The sequence below is a fragment of the Propionicimonas sp. genome (assembly GCF_049840635.1).
Taxonomy (GTDB): Bacteria; Actinomycetota; Actinomycetes; order Propionibacteriales; family Propionibacteriaceae; genus Propionicimonas.
Genome location: NZ_JASGKL010000005.1, coordinates 1139708 through 1157047 on the forward strand (window position 1 = coordinate 1139708; position 17340 = coordinate 1157047).

Here is a 17340-nt window from a genome sequence, read left to right on the forward strand (position 1 = left end):
CGCCCGGACGGAACAGGAACTCCTCCCCTGTTCCTGTCCGGGCGGCGTCGGCTCAGGACAGGGACGCCCCGTTGCTGCGGATCACGTCGGCGTACCAGCCGAACGACTTCTTGCGGTACCGGGCGAACGTGCCGGTGCCGTCGTCGTTGCGGTCGACGTAGATGAACCCGTACCGCTTGGACATCTGCGCCGTGCTGGCGGACACCAGGTCGATCGGGCCCCACGAGGTGTAGCCGAGCACCTGCACCCCGTCCTGGATCGCCTCGCCGACCTGGACGAGGTGGTCGTTCAGGTACGCGGTCCGGTAGTCGTCGAGGACGGTCAGTTCCCCGTCCACCTCGACCAGCTGGTCCTTCGCGCCGAGCCCGTTCTCCACGATGAACAGCGGCTTCTGCCACCGGTCCCAGAACTGGTTCAGCACGATCCGCAGCCCGGCCGGGTCGATCTGCCAGCCCCACTCCGACGCCGGCAGCGTCGGGTTCGGCACCCCGCCCATGATGTTGCCCTCACCGGCCACCTTCCGCGCCGGATCGGCCGTCTCGCACACGCTCATGTAGTAGCTGAACGACACGAAGTCGACCGTGTTGGCGAGGATCTCGCGATCCTCCTCGGTGATGTTCAGCTCCACCCCGTGCTCACGGAAGTACCGCAACGCGTACCCCGGGTAGGCGCCCCGGGTGTGCACGTCGGAGAACATCAGGTTCGCGTGGTCGGCCTCCAGCACCGCCAGCGCGTCGTCCGGGGACGGGGTTAGCGGGTAGATCGGCATCGCGATCACCATGCACCCCACCTGCGCCCCCGGCAGCACCTCGTGCGCGATCCGCGTCGCAGAGGCGGACGCGACCAGCTCGTGGTGCGCGGCCTGGAACAGGTCGCTCTTGGACAGCTGCTCCTTCGGGGTGTTGATCCCGCCCGACAGCAGCGGCGCGTGCAACACCGAGTTGATCTCGTTGAACGTCAGCCAGTACGTCACCTTGCCGCGGTACCGCTCGAACACCGTCCGGGCGTACCGCTCGTAGAAGCCGATCAGCTCCCGGGACACCCAGCCGTTGTACTTCTCGGTCAGGTGCAGCGGCGTCTCGTAGTGCGACAGCGTCACCAGCGGCTCGATGCCGTACTTCGCGCACTCGTCGAACACCCGGTCGTAGAACGCCAGGCCCTCCTCGTTCGGCTCCGCGTCGTCGCCGTTCGGGAAGATCCGCGACCAGGCGATCGACACCCGGAACACCGAGAAGCCCATCTCGGCGAACAGCGCGATGTCCTCGGCGTAGCGGTGGAAGAAGTCGATCCCCTCCAGCTTCAGGTTGTCCGGCGTCGGAACATCCGTGCGCGGCGACATGATCCCGTGCGGCATCACGTCCTGGATCGACAGGCCCTTGCCGCCCTCGGCATACCCGCCCTCGATCTGGTTCGCCGCGGTCGCCCCGCCCCACAGGAAGCCCTGCGGGAACGGCGTGGTGGTGGTCTCGCTCATGGTGTCGCTCCTTCTCAGCGCTCGATGACGATGGCGGTGTCGCCGTGCGCGACGGTGTGGCCCTCGGCGGGCAGCACGGCGGCGAACTGGGCGGTGTTGGTCACCACGACGATCGTGGTGGGGTCGTAGCCTGCAGCCTTCACCTGGTCGAGGTCGACGCTGGCGAGGAGGTCACCGGCCTGGACGGCCTGGCCCTGGCTGACCGCGGACGTGAACCCCTTGCCCTCCAGCTGCACGGTGTCGATGCCGATGTGGATCAGCGCCTCGACCCCGTCCGGGCTCTTCACGCCGAAGGCGTGGCCGGTCGGGAAGGCGGTGACGACCGTGCCGGCGAAGGGCGCGTACACCCGCCCGTCGGAGGGGACGATGCCCAGCCCGTTGCCCAGCGCGCCGGACGCGAACACCTTGTCGTTGACGGCGGTCAGGGCGACGAGCTCGCCGGAGACGGGGGCCTTGATCTCGGTGGCGCCGGTCACGCCGGGCACCACGATCTCGGGGGCCGCGGTCTCGTCGGCGTCCACGGGATCCTTGAAGCCGAACACCATGGTCAGGGAGAACGCGACCACCATGGCCACGCCGGTGCCGATCAGCTGGAGGGCGAAGTTGCCGACCGAGATGAAGGCGGGCAGGGAGATCAGGGACGGGAAGACCAGCGCGGTCGCGGCCGAACCACCGGCCGCGGCGATCGCACCACCGATGGCGCCACCGGCGACACCGAAGTAGAACGGCCGCTTCAGGGGCAGGTTCACGCCGTAGATCGCGGGCTCGGTGACACCGGCCAGCAGGCCGGAGACAGCGGACGTGCCGGCGACCTGCTTCAGCTTGGCGTTGCGCGTCCGGATCGCCACGGCGAGGACGGCAGCGGCCTGGGCGAGCACAGCGGCAGGCAACGGACCGGTGAGCAGCGAGTAACCCTGGGTGGAGATGTCGTTCAGCATGATCGGGACGAGGCCCCAGTGCAGGCCGAAGATCACGAACACCTGCCACAGGCCGCCCATGATCGCGCCGGCGAGCCAGGGGGCGAGCTGGAACAGCCACACGATCGCGTTGGACAGGCCCTGGGCCGCGTAGCTGGTGATCGGGCCGACCACGATCAGGGTCAGCGGCACCATCACGGTGGCCGTGATCAGCGGGGTGGCGAAGTTGCGGATGACGCTGGGCAGGCCCTTCTTCAGGCCCTTCTCGAGCAGCGACTGCACCCAGACGGCGACGATGATCGGCAGCACCGAGGAGGTGTAGCTCATCATCACCACGGGGATGCCGAAGAAGCTGACCGGGTCACCGGCGCTGTTCAGGGCGATGATGGACGGGTAGACGAGCGCACCCGCGATGGCCATCGCGGTGAACTGGTTGGTGCCGAACCGCTTGGCCGCGGTGACGGCGAGGAAGATCGGCAGGAAGTAGAACAGCGAGTCGGCGGCGGCGTAGAGGATCGTGTAGGTCTGGCTGTCGGCCGACATCCAGCCCAGCGTGGTGAACAGAGAGAGGAACGCCTTCAGCAGGGCGATGCCGGCCAGGGGCCACAGGATCGGCTGGAAGATGCTGGAGATCAGCTCGATGAACCGGTTCAGCAGGTTGCCCTTCGGGCCGGACTCGGCGGGAGCGGCGGCGTCCCCGGTGAGCTTCGAGATCTGGCCGATCTCGGCGAACACGACCGGGACGTCGTTGCCGATCACGACCTGGAACTGGCCGCCGGCCTCCATCACCGTGATCACGCCGGGCAGCTTCTCCACGGCGGCCTTGTCGGCCTTGGACTGGTCCTTCAGCGTGAACCGCAGCCGGGTGGCGCAGTGGCCGAGCGATGCGACGTTCGACTCGCCCCCGACCTTCTCCAGGATGTCACCGGCCAACGTCCGGTAGTCCACTGACGGCATTTCCGTTCTCCTTCGAACTTCGGTGTCCAGGCCCGGAAAAGCGAAAGACCCGAGTCGCCCCCGGGATTGCCCACAATGCATGAGTATGCCGAAGCCGACTCAGGCCTTGCCTCTTGCGAGTAACAACCCTGGGGAACCACTCAGGTTCCTGAGGAAAAGCTAGCATCGCTCGGCTTTGGCGTCAAGGGCCGTCCGCTGTTCTCGCTCCCGAAGGTGACCCCGCCACATCCACAGACGCTCCCGAAACGCGCAGACGCTCCCGAAATTTCGGTGGCCTCTGCGTGTTTCGGGAGCGTTTGCGTGGGATTCCGGGAGCGAGGCCACCTTTCGGGAGCGGGGGGCTTAGCATGGACGGGTTCCAGAGCCCGCCAGCGTCGTGGGCCGTCCGTCGGGTGCTCCCGCCGGGCCCGGGCGATTTGCCCGTCCCTGTCCTCCTCCGACCCACTTCGTGGTGGGCCGGTGCCGTCCCGTCTGGAGCTGACCATGTCCGAAGACCCCGTCCTGACCGACGAGCGCGCCCACCTCGACCGGTCGCGCGCCGCACTGGCTGCCATGCGCGCACGGACGGCCGACTGGACGAAGGCGATCGCGGGCGACCACGTGTCCACGCAGTACCTGCGCCAGCAGCTGTACCGGCGCGCGGAGTCGCTGGCCGACGACCCGACCGTCCCGCTGTTCTTCGGACGCATCGACTACGCGGCCGCGCTCGGCGCCGAGCGGGACGAGACCTGCCACATCGGACGCCGCCACGTCGAGGCGTCCATCGGGGACGAGCCGCTCGTGATGGACTGGCGCGCCCCGATGGCCCTTCCGTTCTACCGGGCGCGGCCGGGCGAGCCGATGGGCGTCGCGCTGCGTCGGCGGTTCGGCTTCCAGCACGGCGCGATCACCGCCTACGAGGACGAACACCTCGCCGAGCCGGCGAGCGCGGCGACGTCCGCGCTGCTGGAGGCCGAGATCGAGCGGCCCCGGTCGGGCCCGATGCGCGACATCGTCGCCACCATCCAGCCCGACCAGGACGTGCTCGTCCGCACCGACCTGGCGACGTCCCTGGCCATCCAGGGGGCGCCGGGGACGGGGAAGACCGCGGTCGGCCTGCACCGCGCGGCGTACCTGCTGTACACCTACCGCGCCCAGCTCTCGCGCTCCGGCGTGCTGGTGCTCGGGCCGAACGACTCGTTCCTCGGCTACATCGGCGACGTCCTGCCCGCGCTCGGCGAGATCGACGCCAGCCAGGCGACCGTCGAATCGCTGACCTCCGCGGCCACCGGACTGGCCGTCACCGGCACCGAGGAGGCCGCGGTCGCCGTGTTGAAGGGCGATGCGCGGATGGCCGAGGTGCTGCGGCGGGCGGTGTGGAGCCATCTCGGCCTCCCGGAGGAGACCTTGCAGGTGCCGTACGGGCACCGGCTGCACCGGCTGCGTCCCGACGCGGTGGCGGAGATCGTCGCGGGCATCGCGGGCCAGGGCGCCCGGTACGAGACGGGACGCGGGATGCTCCCGCAGCGGATCGCGCACCGCGTCCTGCTGCAGATGGAGGCCGACGGCGACACCACCGACGACCGCGTCCAGAACGCCGTCGCGCGCTCGCGTCCGGTGGTCGCGCTGTGCCGGCAGGTGTGGCCGAAGGTGACGGCCGCCGGTGTCGTCCACACTCTCCTGGCCGTCCCGGAGGTGCTCGCCCGGGCGGCCGACGGCATCCTGGACGCCGACGAGCAGGCGCTCCTGCTGGACGCGCGGGCACGCTCGGCGCGGTCGCGGCGGTGGACGCTCGCCGACGTCGTCCTCGTCGACGAGGTCGAGGACCTGCTGGCGCGGCAGCCGAGCCTGGGCCACGTGATCATCGACGAGGCGCAGGACCTGTCGCCGATGATGCTGCGGGCCGCCGGACGCCGGGCGACGACGGGTTCGGTGACGCTGCTGGGCGACCTCGCGCAGGCCACGACGGCGTGGGCGGTGCACGACTGGGCGGACGCGCTCGCGCACGTCGGCCACCCCGAGGCGCCGGTCACCGAGCTGGTGGAGGGGTTCCGGGTGCCCGGCGACGTGATCGACTACGCGGCCCGGCTGCTGCCGCACATCGCGCCCGGCCTGACCCCGCCCCGCTCGATCCGGCACGCGAGGGGCCAGCTCGACATCGCGGCGGTCGCCGATCCGGTGGCGGACGTCGCCGCGACCGTGGCCGACCTGCTGCCGAGGGAGGGCACGCTCGGTGTGATCGTCCCTTCGGGCCGGGTGGGGGCAGCGGATGAGGCGCTGGCGCTGGCCGGGATCGACCACCGGATCCTCGGCGAGGCGGCCGACCCGGACGCATTCGTCCGCGTCGAGGTGGTGGACGCGACCCTCGCCAAGGGCCTCGAGTTCGACCGCGTCCTGCTGCTGGAGCCGTCCCGCCTGGTCGCCGACGAACCCGACCGCTCCACCGGCCTGCGCCGCCTCTACGTCTGCCTCACCCGCGCTGTCACCAGCCTCACCGTCCGTCACGCCGAGCCGCTGCCCCCGGAGCTGGGCGTCGAGCCCGCCTGACGCCTGGCCGCCTGGCGCCAGGGGCCCGTCCCACCCGCCCCCACCGTTGCGTTTGCTCCCGAAAGGCGGCCTTGCTCCCGGAATTCGGGGAGCAAGGCCGCCTTTCGGGAGCGAGAACAGGAGCCGGTCAGCGGCCGGCGGGATCCACCGGCGGCAGCGGACGGGCCGTCAGGCGGCGGCCACCGTCGACGCCTGGGCCGGCTCGAGGGCCGTGGCCAGGATCTCGCGGACGTCGGAGACCAGGTGGACGGTGACGGCGTCCCGCACGTCGGCGGGGACGTCGTCGAGGTCCGGCTCGTTGCGCTGCGGCAGGTAGACCTCGGTCAGCCCGGCCCGCTGCGCGGCGAGCAGCTTCTGCTTCACCCCGCCGATCGGCAGGACGCGTCCGGTCAGGGACACCTCACCGGTCATGCCGACCTCCGCGCGCACGTTGCGCCCCGTGAGCAGCGAGACGAGCGCCGTCGTCATCGTGACGCCAGCGGACGGACCGTCCTTCGGCACGGCCCCGGCGGGCACGTGGAGGTGCAGCGGGTGGTCGAGCTGCTCGGGCGCGATGCCGAGTTCCGCGGCGTGCGCGCGCACGTAGGACGCGGCGATCTGCGCGGACTCCTTCATCACATCGCCGAGCTGGCCGGTGATCGTCATCCCCGGCTTGTCGCCGGGCAGCAGGGACGCCTCGATGTAGAGCACGTCACCGCCCATCCCGGTCACGGCCAGGCCGGACGCGACGCCGGGCACCGCGGTGCGCTCTCGCGACTCCGGCAGGAAGCGCGGGCGTCCGATCAGGTCGGTCAGCGAGCCCGCGTCCACGACGGCCGGCAGCTCCTTCAGCGCCACCTTGCGGAACGCCTTCGCCAGCAGCCGTTCCATCGAGCGGACGCCGGCCTCGCGCGTGTAGTGGGCGGCGATCTCGCGCAGGGCGTCGTCGGTCACGGTGACGTCGTCGGCGGTCAGCGCGGCCCGCTCCCGCTGGCGCGGCACCAGGAAGTCGCGGGCGATCGCGACCTTGTCGTCCTCGGTGTAGCCGTCGATCGAGATCAGCTCCATCCGGTCGAACAGCGCGGCAGGGATCGTGTCGAGCACGTTGGCCGTCGCGATGAACAGCACGTCGGACAGGTCGAGGTCGAGCTCGAGGTAGTGGTCGCGGAACGTGTGGTTCTGCGCCGGGTCCAGCACCTCCAGCAGCGCGGCCGCCGGGTCGCCCCGGTAGTCGGCGCCGACCTTGTCGACCTCGTCGAGCAGGACCACCGGGTTCATCGAGCCGGCCTCCTTGATGGCGCGGACGATGCGTCCGGGCAGCGCGCCGACGTAGGTGCGCCGGTGGCCGCGGACCTCGGCCTCGTCCCGGACGCCGCCGAGCGCGACCCGGACGAACTTCCTTCCCAGCGTGCGGGCGACGGACTCGCCGAGCGACGTCTTGCCGACGCCGGGCGGACCGGCCAGCAGGATCACCGCGCCGGAGCCGCGTCCGCCGACGACCTCCAGGCCGCGCCGGGCCCGGCGGGTGCGGACGCCGAGGTACTCGACGATCCGCTCCTTGACCTCGTCCAGGCCGTGGTGGTCGGCGTCCAGCACCGCGCGGGCGGCGACCAGGTCGGTGGAGTCCTCGGTCCTCACGTTCCACGGCAGTTCGAGGACGGTGTCGAGCCACGTCCGGATCCAGCCGGCCTCGGGATTCTGGTCGCTGGAGCGCTCGAGCTTGTCGACCTCGCGCAGCGCGGCCTCGCGGACGGCGTCGGGAAGGTCGGCCTCCTCGACCCGGGTGCGGTAGTCGTCGCTGCCGTCGGGTTCGCCCTCGCCGAGCTCCTTGCGGATGGCCTTCAGCTGCTCGCGCAGCAGGAACTCGCGGTTGCGCTTCTCCACCGACTCGCGGACGTCGTCGCCGATCTTGTCGGTGACCTCGGTCTCGGCGAGGTGGTCGCGCGTCCACTCGACCAGCATCGCCAGCCGGTCCTCCGTCGCGGGCGTCTCGAGCAGTTGGCGCTTGCGGTCGTTCGACAGGTACGGCGCCCAGCCGGCGGTGTCGGCGAGCGCGCTCGGGTCCTCGATGGCGCTGACCTGGTCGATGACCTGCCACGCCTCGCGCCGCTGCAGCACGGCGATCACCATGCGTCGGTACTCCTCGGCGAGGTCGCGGACGGTGTCGGTGACCTCGGCCTCCTCGACCGGGTCGGCCTCCACCCACAGGGCGGCGCCGGGGCCGGTCACTCCACTGCCGATCCGGGCGCGCTCGCCCGTACGGAGCACGGCGGCCTGGCCCCCACCGCGGACGCGTCCGATCTGCTCCACCGTCGCGACCACGCCGTACGTGCCGTAGTGGCCGTCGAGGCGGGGGGCGGCGAGCAGCTCACCGTCCGAGGATGTCTGGGCGGCGTCGATGACGGCCTTCGTGGCCTCGTCGAGCGGGATCGGGACGATCATGCCGGGCAGCAGGACAACGTCGTCGAGGAAGAGGACGGGAAGTCGTTTCGTGGTCATGCGAGTCCTTCACAGAGTTGAGTGCACCAGGCTCAACCACTTCAGGGGCGATCTTGTTCCCGAGGTCGGACGCCGTTCGCGACGCGTCCGATGTCCCTGACGCCATCCCGGGCTCGACCCGGGAGCTCCGTGTGGGTGGCGGCGGCCGCGTCGTCGAGATCCCGGCCTCCGCCGGGATGACAGGGCGGTAGGCATCATCCCGGGCTCGACCCGGGATCCCGTGTGGGTGGCGGCGGCTGCGTCCCCGAGATCCCGGCCTCCGCCGGGATGACAAAGGAACGACCGACGTCATCCCGGGCCGCGAGATCCCGGCCTCCGCCGGGATGACACGGGCAAACGGTCCCTGAGGAGCCGTGCGGCGAGGAACGAGCCCCACGGCGTCACGAAGGGCCGCCGTCACCGGGATCAGGGCGCGAGCGCCGACTCGATCGCGGCGTAGGTATCCTCCACGGCTCCGGCGCGGGACGGGATGACGATCGCGTCCGGACGGGCGGCGAGCACGTCCTGCAGGTCGTCGTGCATCGCGGCCAGGAACTCGGCTCCCCCGTGCCGCGCGACCAGCGCGCGGTTGTGGACGTCCCACTCGCTGGCATCCGGGCGCCGGTGGAACCGGTCGATGCTCTCGGCGCGGTCGGCGTACAGGACGACCTCCGCGAACCTCGCGCCGTTCATGGTCGCCGTCTGCTCGAAGGCCTCGATCGCGTCCCGCTTGCCGAGGAACTGCGGCAGGACGACGTCCCTGCCCCCCGCGAGGTGCGTCGCCGCCATCGCCAGGGCCACCGGACGCAGCACATCGTGGGTGCGGTTGTCCTCGTCCCGCCAGCCGCCGACCAGCCGGTGCAGCGTGTCGATGTCGAGGTTGAGCGTCCCCGGGTGCCGGTCCGCCCACAGCGCGGCGAGCGTCGACTTCCCGATCCCCGGCGGCCCGTTCAGGTGGATCAGCGTCGCCATCCCACTCCTCGTTCCGCCGTCCCGGACGCCCCTCGTCCGGACCGGGCCAGCGTACTCAGGCCTCCGGCGGCGCGACCTCGTCCGCCGCCTTCGCACCGCGCGCACCCGCAGGACGGTCCGGCCCTCGCGTGGTGTCCACCGCGGTCTGGCGCTCAGCCTCGGCGTTGATCTCTGCGCCCAGCAGGACGGCGAACGCCGTGATCCACAGCCACAGGAGCATCACCACGACCCCGGCGAGGGCGCCGTACGTCCGCGCGTAGCTGCCGAACATACTCACGTAGAGGGAGAAGCCGACGCTCGCCACCACCCAGAGCAGGGTCGCGACGACCGCGCCGACCGAGGCCCAACGCAGCTTCGGGGCGCGCCGGTCGGGCGCGACCTGGTAGAGGACGGCGAGCGACACCAGCACGATGCCGATCACGAGGATCCAGCGCAACGCTTCGGCCACCCAACGCCAGCCGCCGGTCAGCCCCAGCACCTGCAGCACGACCGGTACGCCGGCCACGAGCGCCATCAGCACCACCATCACCACGATCGCACCGAGGGTCAGCGCGAGGGCGACCAGCCGCTGCTTCACGAAACTGCGCGTCCGCTCCTCGTCGTAGGCGATGTTGATCGCCGCCACCAGGTTGGCCACCCCGCCCGATGCGCTCCACAGCGCGACGACCAGGCTGATCGCGAGTCCCCAGCCGAGGCCCTGGGACGAGATCGCGGTCAGCTGGTGCAGCTGGTCGGCGAGCAGCGTCCGCGCGTCGGCCGGCAGGGAGCCGGCGACCTGGTCGAGCTGGCTCGTGATCGTGGACGGGTCGGCGACCAGCCCGTAGACGAAGGTGAGCGCGATCAGCGCCGGGAACAGGGCGAGGAAGCCGAAGAAGGCCACCCCGGCCGCCAGCAGCGGCACCCGGTGCGCCGATGCGCTGCGCCAGCCGCGGACGAGGACCTGCTTCCAGCCGCGCGCGGGGATCTGTTGCGGTGCGTCCGCGTGCGCGCCTGGGGAGCCGACCGGGGCCGGAGTGCGGACGGGAGTCGTGGGCGTCATGCGTCCCCGGTACCCAGTCACGCGCCCGGGCACGCCACTCGGCCGTCGCCCGGACGCCAGCTCCGTCGCCCGCGCACAAACGCTCCCGAAACTCGTCCGCGCTCCCCAAATTTCGGGAGCTTCGGCGCGTTTCGGGAGCGTCTGCGGCCAGACACGGCTCCGCGGTGCCCGGACGCCGCCCAGGGCCACGACGGCTCGTCCGGATCGCGGGGTGGAGTCCGCGCAACAGCGGGTACGGGAACAGTGCCTTCGGGTGAAGTCCGGCGCCGTCCCGGGGTGGCACCGGACCAGGTGCGCCGGTTGAGACCACAGCCGGCGTGCCGCCCGGCGGCGAAACGCCCATTCCACCTCACGCCCACCCCGCCCGAGCGTGCCCTCGACTCCCACAAGGGACGCGCGTCGCTCCTCGCGGTTCGTCTCCACCTCTCGTCAGGACTCCTCGCCCCGGAACCGCGCACGCCTCGCTGGGGCTCGTCGTCTATCGTGCATGGCGTGCCCCTGGTGCTCATCGGGTTCCTGGGCGGGCTGATCACCGGCGTCTCGCCGTGCATCCTCCCCGTCCTGCCCATGGTGTTCCTCGGCGGCGGGACGCCCGCGGCTGACGGAGCGCTGACGCCCGGGGCGCGGCGGCGGCCGTTCCTCGTCGTGCTGGGCCTGGTCACGAGCTTCGCGGCCTTCACGTTGTTCGGGACGCTGCTCCTCTCCGCCCTGCACCTGCCCCCCGACCTGATCCGCTGGCTCGGTCTGGGCGCCCTGGTCCTGCTCGGGCTCGCGCTGGTCTTCCCCGGGCTGGAGGCGATCATCGAGCGACCGTTCGCCCGACTGCCGCAGCCGGACGTCCAGCCGGGTGGCAGCGGCTTCGGGCTCGGGCTCGCGCTCGGCGCGGTGTTCGTCCCGTGCGCGGGCCCCGTGCTCGCGGCCATCACCGTCGCCGGCACCACGGGCCGGGTCGGGGTCGACACCGTCCTGCTGACCGTCTCGTTCGCCGTCGGCTGCGCGGTCCCGCTGCTGGTGTTCGCGCTGGCCGGACGCGAGGTGGTGGCGAGGGTCAGGGCGTTCCAGCGGCACCAGCGGGTCGTCCGGGTCGTGAGCGGGATCGTCATGATCGCGCTCGCCGTGGCGCTGGCCCTGAACGTGACCGACGCCATCCAGCGGGCGATCCCCGACTACACCACCTCGATCGGCAACAGCCTGGGCAGCGGCCTGGGTTCGAGCGGGTCGGACGCGAAGGCTCCCGTCGGGCTGTCCACCTGCCAGGCCGCCGCCTACACCGGGGACGACCAGCTGCGTGACTGCGGCCCTGCGCCGGAGTTCGCCGGCATCGAGCAGTGGCTGAACACCGACGGCGCGTCCCCCTCGCTCGCAGACCTGAAGGGCAGGGTCGTCCTGGTCGACTTCTGGGCGTACTCCTGCATCAACTGCCAGCGCGAACTCCCGCACGCCCAAGCGTGGTACAGCCGGTACGCCGACGACGGCTTCGTCGTGGTCGGCGTCCACACCCCCGAGTACGCGTTCGAGCACGAGGCGGCCAACGTCGCCGACGGCGCAGCGCGGCTCGGCCTCACGTTCCCGATCGCGCTCGACAACGACGACGCGACGTGGAACGCGTACGGCAACCAGTCGTGGCCGGCCGGCTACCTCATCGACGCCACCGGCGAGATCCGGCACGTGTCGATCGGCGAGGGCGACTACGACGGGGAGGAGCGACTGATCCGGCAGCTGCTGCAGGCGGCGAACCCGGGCACCACGCTGCCCGCGGCCACCGACGTGGCCGACACGACCCCGCACGACGTCGCCCAGTCCCCCGAGATGTACCTCGGCTCCGAGCGCACCGAGTACTTCACCGGCAACGCCACCTACCCCGACGGCACCGGGACGTTCCACTTCCCCGGCCAGCTGGAGCCGAGCCACTACGCCCTGGACGGCACCTGGACGGCGAGCGAGGAGTCACTGACCGCCGGTGCGGGGGCGAGGATCGAGCTGGCCTACCACGCGTCGTCGGTGTACCTCGACGTCGGCGGCACCGGCACCCTCCAGGTCACCACGGACGGCGCCACGCGCACCATCGCCGTGAAGGGTGCCCCGAACATCTACACGGTGGCGACGAACGGCGCTCCGGTGGACGGCACGGTCACGATCGCGCTCTCGGAGGGCTTGGACGCGTACTCGTTCACGTTCGGCTGACGTCGGCGGACCCCGGTCGGAGCCACCCTGGCCCGCGACCCGGGGGCTGCCGGCCCGTCCCCCGACCCCGCCTCCGGGCGGTCAGCCGATGGCTCGGAGGCCAGGGACTGGGTGCCGAGGACGATCGCGAGTCGAGGCGCTGCGCGTCCGGCGAGCCCGGTTCGGCGGTGTACACCATGACCCGCAGGTCGTCGCCGGCGACGACGAGGGTGTCGCAGTCGACCGTGATCGGGCCGACCGACGGGTGCTCGACCACCTTGTGCCGGGACCCCTCGACCGGGGCGGGCCCGGCCGGGCCGTTCCACAGCTCGGCGAAGCGGGGGCTCGCCGCGCACAGCTCGGCCACCAGACGGCGCAGGCCGGGGTCGCGAGGGTAGCGGGACGCGGTCATCCTCAGGTCGGCGGCCAGCCGCTCCACCTGCGTGTCGTGCTCGGCGGGGGTCTGTACCGCGCGCGACCCGACGCCGACCACGTTCCGCCACACGGCGTTGCGGTCGTTGCCCCGCAGGGCGGAGGTGTCGCCCATCAGCGCGTCGTAGGGGGCGTTGGCCGTGATCAGGTTCCAGGCCGCGTCGTAGACGACGAGCGGCACGCCACCGAGCCGGTCGAGCAGGCGCTGCACGCTCGGGGTGATCCGGCCCGGCACCACGCCGGGGCCCGGCGCCGAGAGCCCGGCGAGTCGGAAGAGCAGGTCCCGCTCGGGGTCGGCGAGCCGCAGGCCCCGCGCCAGCGCTTCGACCACCTGGCCGGACGGAGAGGTAGCGCGGCCCTGCTCGAGGCGGGTGAGGTAGTCGACGGAGATCCCGGCGAGGCCGGCCAACTCCTCGCGCCGCAGGCCGGTGGCCCGTCGCCGCGGGCCAGCGGGTAGCCCTGCGAGCTGCGGGCTCAGGCGCTCCCGCCACCGACGCACCGCTCGACCGAATTCCTGGTTCTCCACCCCTCCAGTCTGTCCCCGCGCCGCCCGGCGTGTCGTGGCCCTGCCGGTCCTACGAACCCCGGGGCACTTCCCGGCCAGGGCGCGCGGGTCCACGATCGAGGCATGACCACAGCACTGATCACGGGGGCCAACAAGGGCCTCGGCAAGGAGACGGCCCGGCTGCTCGTCGAGGCGGGACTGACCGTCTGGCTCGGCGCGAGGGACGAGGCTCGCGGCAGGGCGGCGGCCGAGGAGCTCGGCGCCCGCTTCGTCCAGCTCGACGTCACCGACGACGCGTCGGTGGCCGCGGCCCTGGCGACCGTCGAGGAGGCCGGCACCGGGCTCGACGTCCTCGTCAACAACGCCGGCATCGCCCGCCGCTCCCCCGCCGACCCGCGCGCCGAGGCGATGGAAGGGCCGGACGTCCTGGCCGTCTTCGACACCAACGTCGTGGGCATCGTGCGCGTGACACAGGCCGCGCTCCCGCTGCTGGAGCGCTCGGCGAACCCGGTCGTGGTGAACGTCTCCAGCGCACTCGGGTCGTTCTGGGCGACCCACGAGCCGTCCCGGCCCGCTTCCCGCTTCCCTGCGATCGTCTACGGCTCCAGCAAGGCCGCCGTCTCGATGCTGACCGTCCAGTACGCGAACGCCCGTCCCGGAATCCGGTTCAACGCGGTGGAGCCCGGCATCACCGCGACCGAACTCGGCGGGGGCTCACCGGGCAGCCACCCGGGACGGCCCGCGTCCGAGAGCGCGCGGGTCGTGGCACGCCTGGCCCTGACCGGCCCCGACGGGCCGACGGGCACCTTCCAGGAGGACGCCGGCGAGCTCGGCTGGTAGCGAGGCCCTCCGCCGAGGCGAACAACCGTCCACGAGCGGCGATGGCACGTTGGGGACGGTTCTTGGCGTGCCGCGTCCCGATCCGCGACGCGACCGGACGAACGGACGAACGGACGAACGGGAGCCTGAGGGTCGGGCCGGCGTGGTCAGCCCATCACCCAGTGCCAGCCGACGAGCATCGGGACGAGGCCGAGGACCAGCAGCGGGTGGTACCAGCGGCGCCGGTTCAGCATCAGGATCGCGCACGTCCCGACCAGCCCGATCACCCCGCTCATCACCCACAGCCCGACCACCGAGTCGCGGGGCAGGTCACGGCTCGCCGTCGTCGCCAGGTAGATGGTGAGCACACCGGTCACCATGAGCGTGATGCCGCCGATCAGCACCGAGACGACCGTCCGCTGGACGAGGTCGAGGCTGTTCGCCTCCGCCGGATTGCGGGTCGTCAACTCGTCGGTCATGCCGCTCTCGGCCACGCCCTGTCCTCCTGCGTCTACGGGTGCCCGCGTCCATCCTCGCAGGTCGGGAGCCCGGCTCAGCGCGGGCGTCGGAGCGTGGCCCGGTTCAGGACGGCCAACGCCGCCCGCAGGTGGGCGAAGCTGAACCGGCCACCGGCGTACGCCACGGTGCCGCGCAACGGCATTTCGGCCAGCGCTGCCTCCATCATCGGGCTGTTCGCGTCCCCCTCGTCGAGCGCGAGCCGGCGTCCGGCGACGACGTTGACCAGCGCGTAGAGGCGGCGTCCCAGCCAGGTCTGTCGGAGGTCGCCGATCGCCGAGTCCTCGGTGAGCGGCCACAGGGGCGGCGCGGCCGGCACCGGGCGACCGAGCAGGGCCGCGAACTCCGCGTCGGTGGCGATCGGGCCCTCGGGCGCGACGACCGGCGTGACGACGTCGTCGGACGGGATCTCGACGATGGTCGACGCGCGCAGGTCCCGCGAGGACGCGCCGACACGGAGCTCGTACTCTCCCGCCTCCACCAGCCAGGCGGACGTGGCCACGTCGTAGACGGCGAAGCTGCGCCGGTCCAGCCCGATCGAGACCCGCCCGGACTCACCGGGCTCGAGCCGGATCCGGGCGAACCCCTTCAGCTCCTGCGCGGGCCGGTGCAGGGTGCTCGCCACGTCATGCACGTAGAGCTGGACGACCTCCGCGCCCGCCCTGTGCCCGGTGTTGGTCACCGTCACGGAAACCGTGAGGTCGGTGCCGTCCCCCTCGACCGCGAGGTCGGACCACGCGAAGCTCGTGTAGCCCAGCCCGTGGCCGAAGCAGAACCGGGGCGCCACCCCGAACGTGTCGTGGAACCGGTAGCCCACCCACAGTCCTTCCCGGTACTGCACCTGGGTGGGGTGGGCGGAGAAGTTCGCGGACGCGGGCAGCTCCTCTCCGGCGACGGGGAAGCTCTCGGCGAGCCGGCCGCCGGGCTCCGCGTCCCCGTACAGGACGTCGGCCAGGGCCGAGCCGCCGGCCTGTCCGCCGAGGTACGCCTCCACGAGGGCGGCCGGGCGGTCGGCCCAGCCGAGTTCGACGGGCGCTCCGTTGACCAGGACCACGACCGTGCGCGGGTTGGCGTCCGTGACGACCTGGACGAGCGTCTCCTGGCCGACCGGCAGCCGCAGGTGCGGGCGGTCGTACCCCTCCGACTCGGCGCGGGCCGGCAGGCCCACGACGAGCACGACGACGTCGGCGGACGCGGCCGCGGCGCGCGCCTCGGCGAGCAGGTCCACGCTGGTGGCGCCGGTGACCGGGTCGTAGCCGGGCGCCCAGGCGAGGTCCGTCCCTCGCCGCTCGCGCAGCGCGTCGAGGAGGCTGTCGAGGCGGGTCGGGTTCACGAGAGAGCTGCCGGCGCCCTGGTACCGCGGGGTCTCTGCGAACGCCCCGATCAGGGCGACCTTCGCCTCCCCTGCGAGGGGGAGCACCCCGTCGTTGGTGAGCAGGACGGTGCCCGCGGCCGCCGCGCGACGGGCGAGGGCGTGGTTCGCGTCCCGGTCGAGCGGTGTGTTCCCGGCGGCGTCCCTGCCCTCGGCCACCCGCAGCGCCAGTCCGACCACCCGGGCGCAGGCCGCGTCCAGCTCTGCCGGGGTCACCGTCCCCGCGTCGAGCGCTGCGGCGACCCTCGCGTCCCAGGCACCCGAACTGGACGGCATCTCGAGGTCGAGGCCCGCACGCACCCCCGCCGGACGGTCGGCGACGGCGAACCAGTCGCTGACCACCAGGCCGTCGAAGCCCCACTCCCCGCGCAGGATGTCGGCCAGCAGGGTTCGCGACTCCCCCGCGTGCTCGCCGTTGACGAGGTTGTAGGCGCTCATCACCGCCCACGGCTCGGCCCTCGTGACGGCGGTCTCGAAACCGGCCAGGTACAGCTCACGGAGCGTCCTGGGGTCGACGATCGTGTCCAGGCGCATCCGGTTCGACTCCTGGTTGTTCACCGCGAAGTGCTTGACGCACGCGCCCACGCCCTCGGACTGGATCCCGCGGACCATCGCCGTCGCGCACTCGCCGGTCAGGAACGGGTCCTCGGAGAAGTACTCGAAGCTGCGGCCACCGCCGGGGTGGCGCTTGATGTTCATGCCGGGGCCGAGGACGACGCCGACCCCCAGCGCCCTGGCCTCTCTCGCGAGCGCGGCACCGACCTCGGCGATCAGGTCCGGGTCCCAGGCGGACGCGAGCGTCACCGCGGTCGGGAAGCAGGTCGCGGGCGCGGACGCGGCCTGCCCGACGTGGTCGACCGCGCCGTCCTGCACGCGCAGCCCGTGCGGCCCGTCGGACAGGTGGACGGCACCGATCCCGTGCTGCGGCAGCGCCCTGGTGTGCCAGAAGTCGGCGCCCGACAGCAGCCCGATCTTCTCCTCGCGGGAGAGCCGCGAGACGATCGCGGACGCGCGGGCCCCCCGCTCCTGCGGCGTCAGCCCGCCCATGTCCGCCCCTCCCGGTCGTGGCCCGGCCGGGTGGCAGGGCACGGAGCCAAGGATGCCCCGTCCGCGCAGCCCAGCCCAGCCCTTCCGGAGGTCAGGGAGAAGGGGGTACCACCGGCACCTGTCGCCGGCCGCCGTTGCGCGCGA

Annotated in this window: 11 protein-coding genes; 3 read left to right on the forward strand and 8 right to left on the reverse strand. The window is 72.3% G+C overall.

Annotated elements, in window-relative coordinates; genetic code table 11:
• Window positions 1–52 precede the first annotated feature (52 nt).
• Window positions 53–1474, reverse strand: coding sequence for a glycoside hydrolase family 1 protein (locus tag QM779_RS11035; protein ID WP_428535124.1), 1422 nt, complete (start codon window positions 1472–1474; stop codon window positions 53–55).
• 14 nt (window positions 1475–1488) lie between these two features.
• A complete protein-coding gene (locus QM779_RS11040; RefSeq protein ID WP_428535126.1) occupies window positions 1489–3348 on the reverse strand; it encodes a beta-glucoside-specific PTS transporter subunit IIABC in 1860 nt (619 codons plus the stop codon).
• A gap of 483 nt (window positions 3349–3831) precedes the next feature.
• Between QM779_RS11040 and QM779_RS11045 the strand changes: the two genes are divergently transcribed.
• Complete coding sequence (locus QM779_RS11045) at window positions 3832–5874, forward strand: HelD family protein (protein ID WP_428535128.1); 2043 nt, start codon at window positions 3832–3834, stop codon at window positions 5872–5874.
• 168 nt (window positions 5875–6042) lie between these two features.
• Here QM779_RS11045 and lon read toward each other — a convergent pair whose 3' ends face one another.
• The 3 genes from lon to QM779_RS11060 all read right to left on the reverse strand — a co-directional run bounded on the left by lon (window position 6043) and on the right by QM779_RS11060 (window position 10342).
• Entirely contained in the window at window positions 6043–8352 is a 2310-nt protein-coding gene (gene lon, locus QM779_RS11050; RefSeq protein WP_428535130.1) for an endopeptidase La, read from the reverse strand.
• A gap of 405 nt (window positions 8353–8757) precedes the next feature.
• Window positions 8758–9303, reverse strand: a complete 546-nt coding sequence (locus QM779_RS11055; protein ID WP_428535132.1) for an AAA family ATPase — start codon at window positions 9301–9303, stop codon at window positions 8758–8760.
• A gap of 55 nt (window positions 9304–9358) precedes the next feature.
• Window positions 9359–10342: a YihY/virulence factor BrkB family protein gene (locus QM779_RS11060; RefSeq protein ID WP_428535134.1), complete on the reverse strand. Its 984-nt coding sequence runs from the start codon at window positions 10340–10342 to the stop codon at window positions 9359–9361.
• A gap of 492 nt (window positions 10343–10834) precedes the next feature.
• Between QM779_RS11060 and QM779_RS11065 the strand changes: the two genes are divergently transcribed.
• Complete coding sequence (locus QM779_RS11065; RefSeq protein WP_428535136.1) at window positions 10835–12526, forward strand: cytochrome c biogenesis protein DipZ; 1692 nt, start codon at window positions 10835–10837, stop codon at window positions 12524–12526.
• Here QM779_RS11065 and QM779_RS11070 read toward each other — a convergent pair.
• Window positions 12513–13463: a helix-turn-helix transcriptional regulator gene (locus tag QM779_RS11070; protein ID WP_428535138.1), complete on the reverse strand. Its 951-nt coding sequence runs from the start codon at window positions 13461–13463 to the stop codon at window positions 12513–12515. The genes QM779_RS11065 and QM779_RS11070 overlap by 14 nt on opposite strands.
• 102 nt (window positions 13464–13565) lie before the next feature.
• Between QM779_RS11070 and QM779_RS11075 the strand changes: the two genes are divergently transcribed.
• A complete protein-coding gene (locus QM779_RS11075) occupies window positions 13566–14282 on the forward strand; it encodes an SDR family NAD(P)-dependent oxidoreductase (protein ID WP_428535140.1) in 717 nt (238 codons plus the stop codon).
• 146 nt (window positions 14283–14428) lie between these two features.
• Here the strand turns inward: QM779_RS11075 and QM779_RS11080 are convergent, their stop codons facing one another.
• Both QM779_RS11080 and QM779_RS11085 read right to left on the reverse strand, forming a co-directional pair.
• Window positions 14429–14755, reverse strand: a complete 327-nt coding sequence (locus QM779_RS11080; RefSeq protein WP_428535142.1) for a hypothetical protein — start codon at window positions 14753–14755, stop codon at window positions 14429–14431.
• A gap of 59 nt (window positions 14756–14814) precedes the next feature.
• A complete protein-coding gene (locus QM779_RS11085; RefSeq protein WP_428535144.1) occupies window positions 14815–17196 on the reverse strand; it encodes a beta-glucosidase family protein in 2382 nt (793 codons plus the stop codon).
• Window positions 17197–17340: the final 144 nt, after the last annotated feature.

What these genes read in the sequence shown, in the direction of transcription:
- QM779_RS11055 (WP_428535132.1), bottom strand. Translation starts at nt 9,303, where the DNA reads ATGGCGACGCTGATCCACCTGAACGGGCCGCCGGGGATCGGGAAGTCG.
- QM779_RS11035 (WP_428535124.1), bottom strand. Translation starts at nt 1,474, where the DNA reads ATGAGCGAGACCACCACCACGCCGTTCCCGCAGGGCTTCCTGTGGGGC.
- QM779_RS11040 (WP_428535126.1), bottom strand. Translation starts at nt 3,348, where the DNA reads ATGCCGTCAGTGGACTACCGGACGTTGGCCGGTGACATCCTGGAGAAG.
- QM779_RS11060 (WP_428535134.1), bottom strand. Translation starts at nt 10,342, where the DNA reads ATGACGCCCACGACTCCCGTCCGCACTCCGGCCCCGGTCGGCTCCCCA.
- QM779_RS11075 (WP_428535140.1), top strand. Translation starts at nt 13,566, where the DNA reads ATGACCACAGCACTGATCACGGGGGCCAACAAGGGCCTCGGCAAGGAG.
- QM779_RS11085 (WP_428535144.1), bottom strand. Translation starts at nt 17,196, where the DNA reads ATGGGCGGGCTGACGCCGCAGGAGCGGGGGGCCCGCGCGTCCGCGATC.
- lon (WP_428535130.1), bottom strand. Translation starts at nt 8,352, where the DNA reads ATGACCACGAAACGACTTCCCGTCCTCTTCCTCGACGACGTTGTCCTG.
- QM779_RS11045 (WP_428535128.1), top strand. Translation starts at nt 3,832, where the DNA reads ATGTCCGAAGACCCCGTCCTGACCGACGAGCGCGCCCACCTCGACCGG.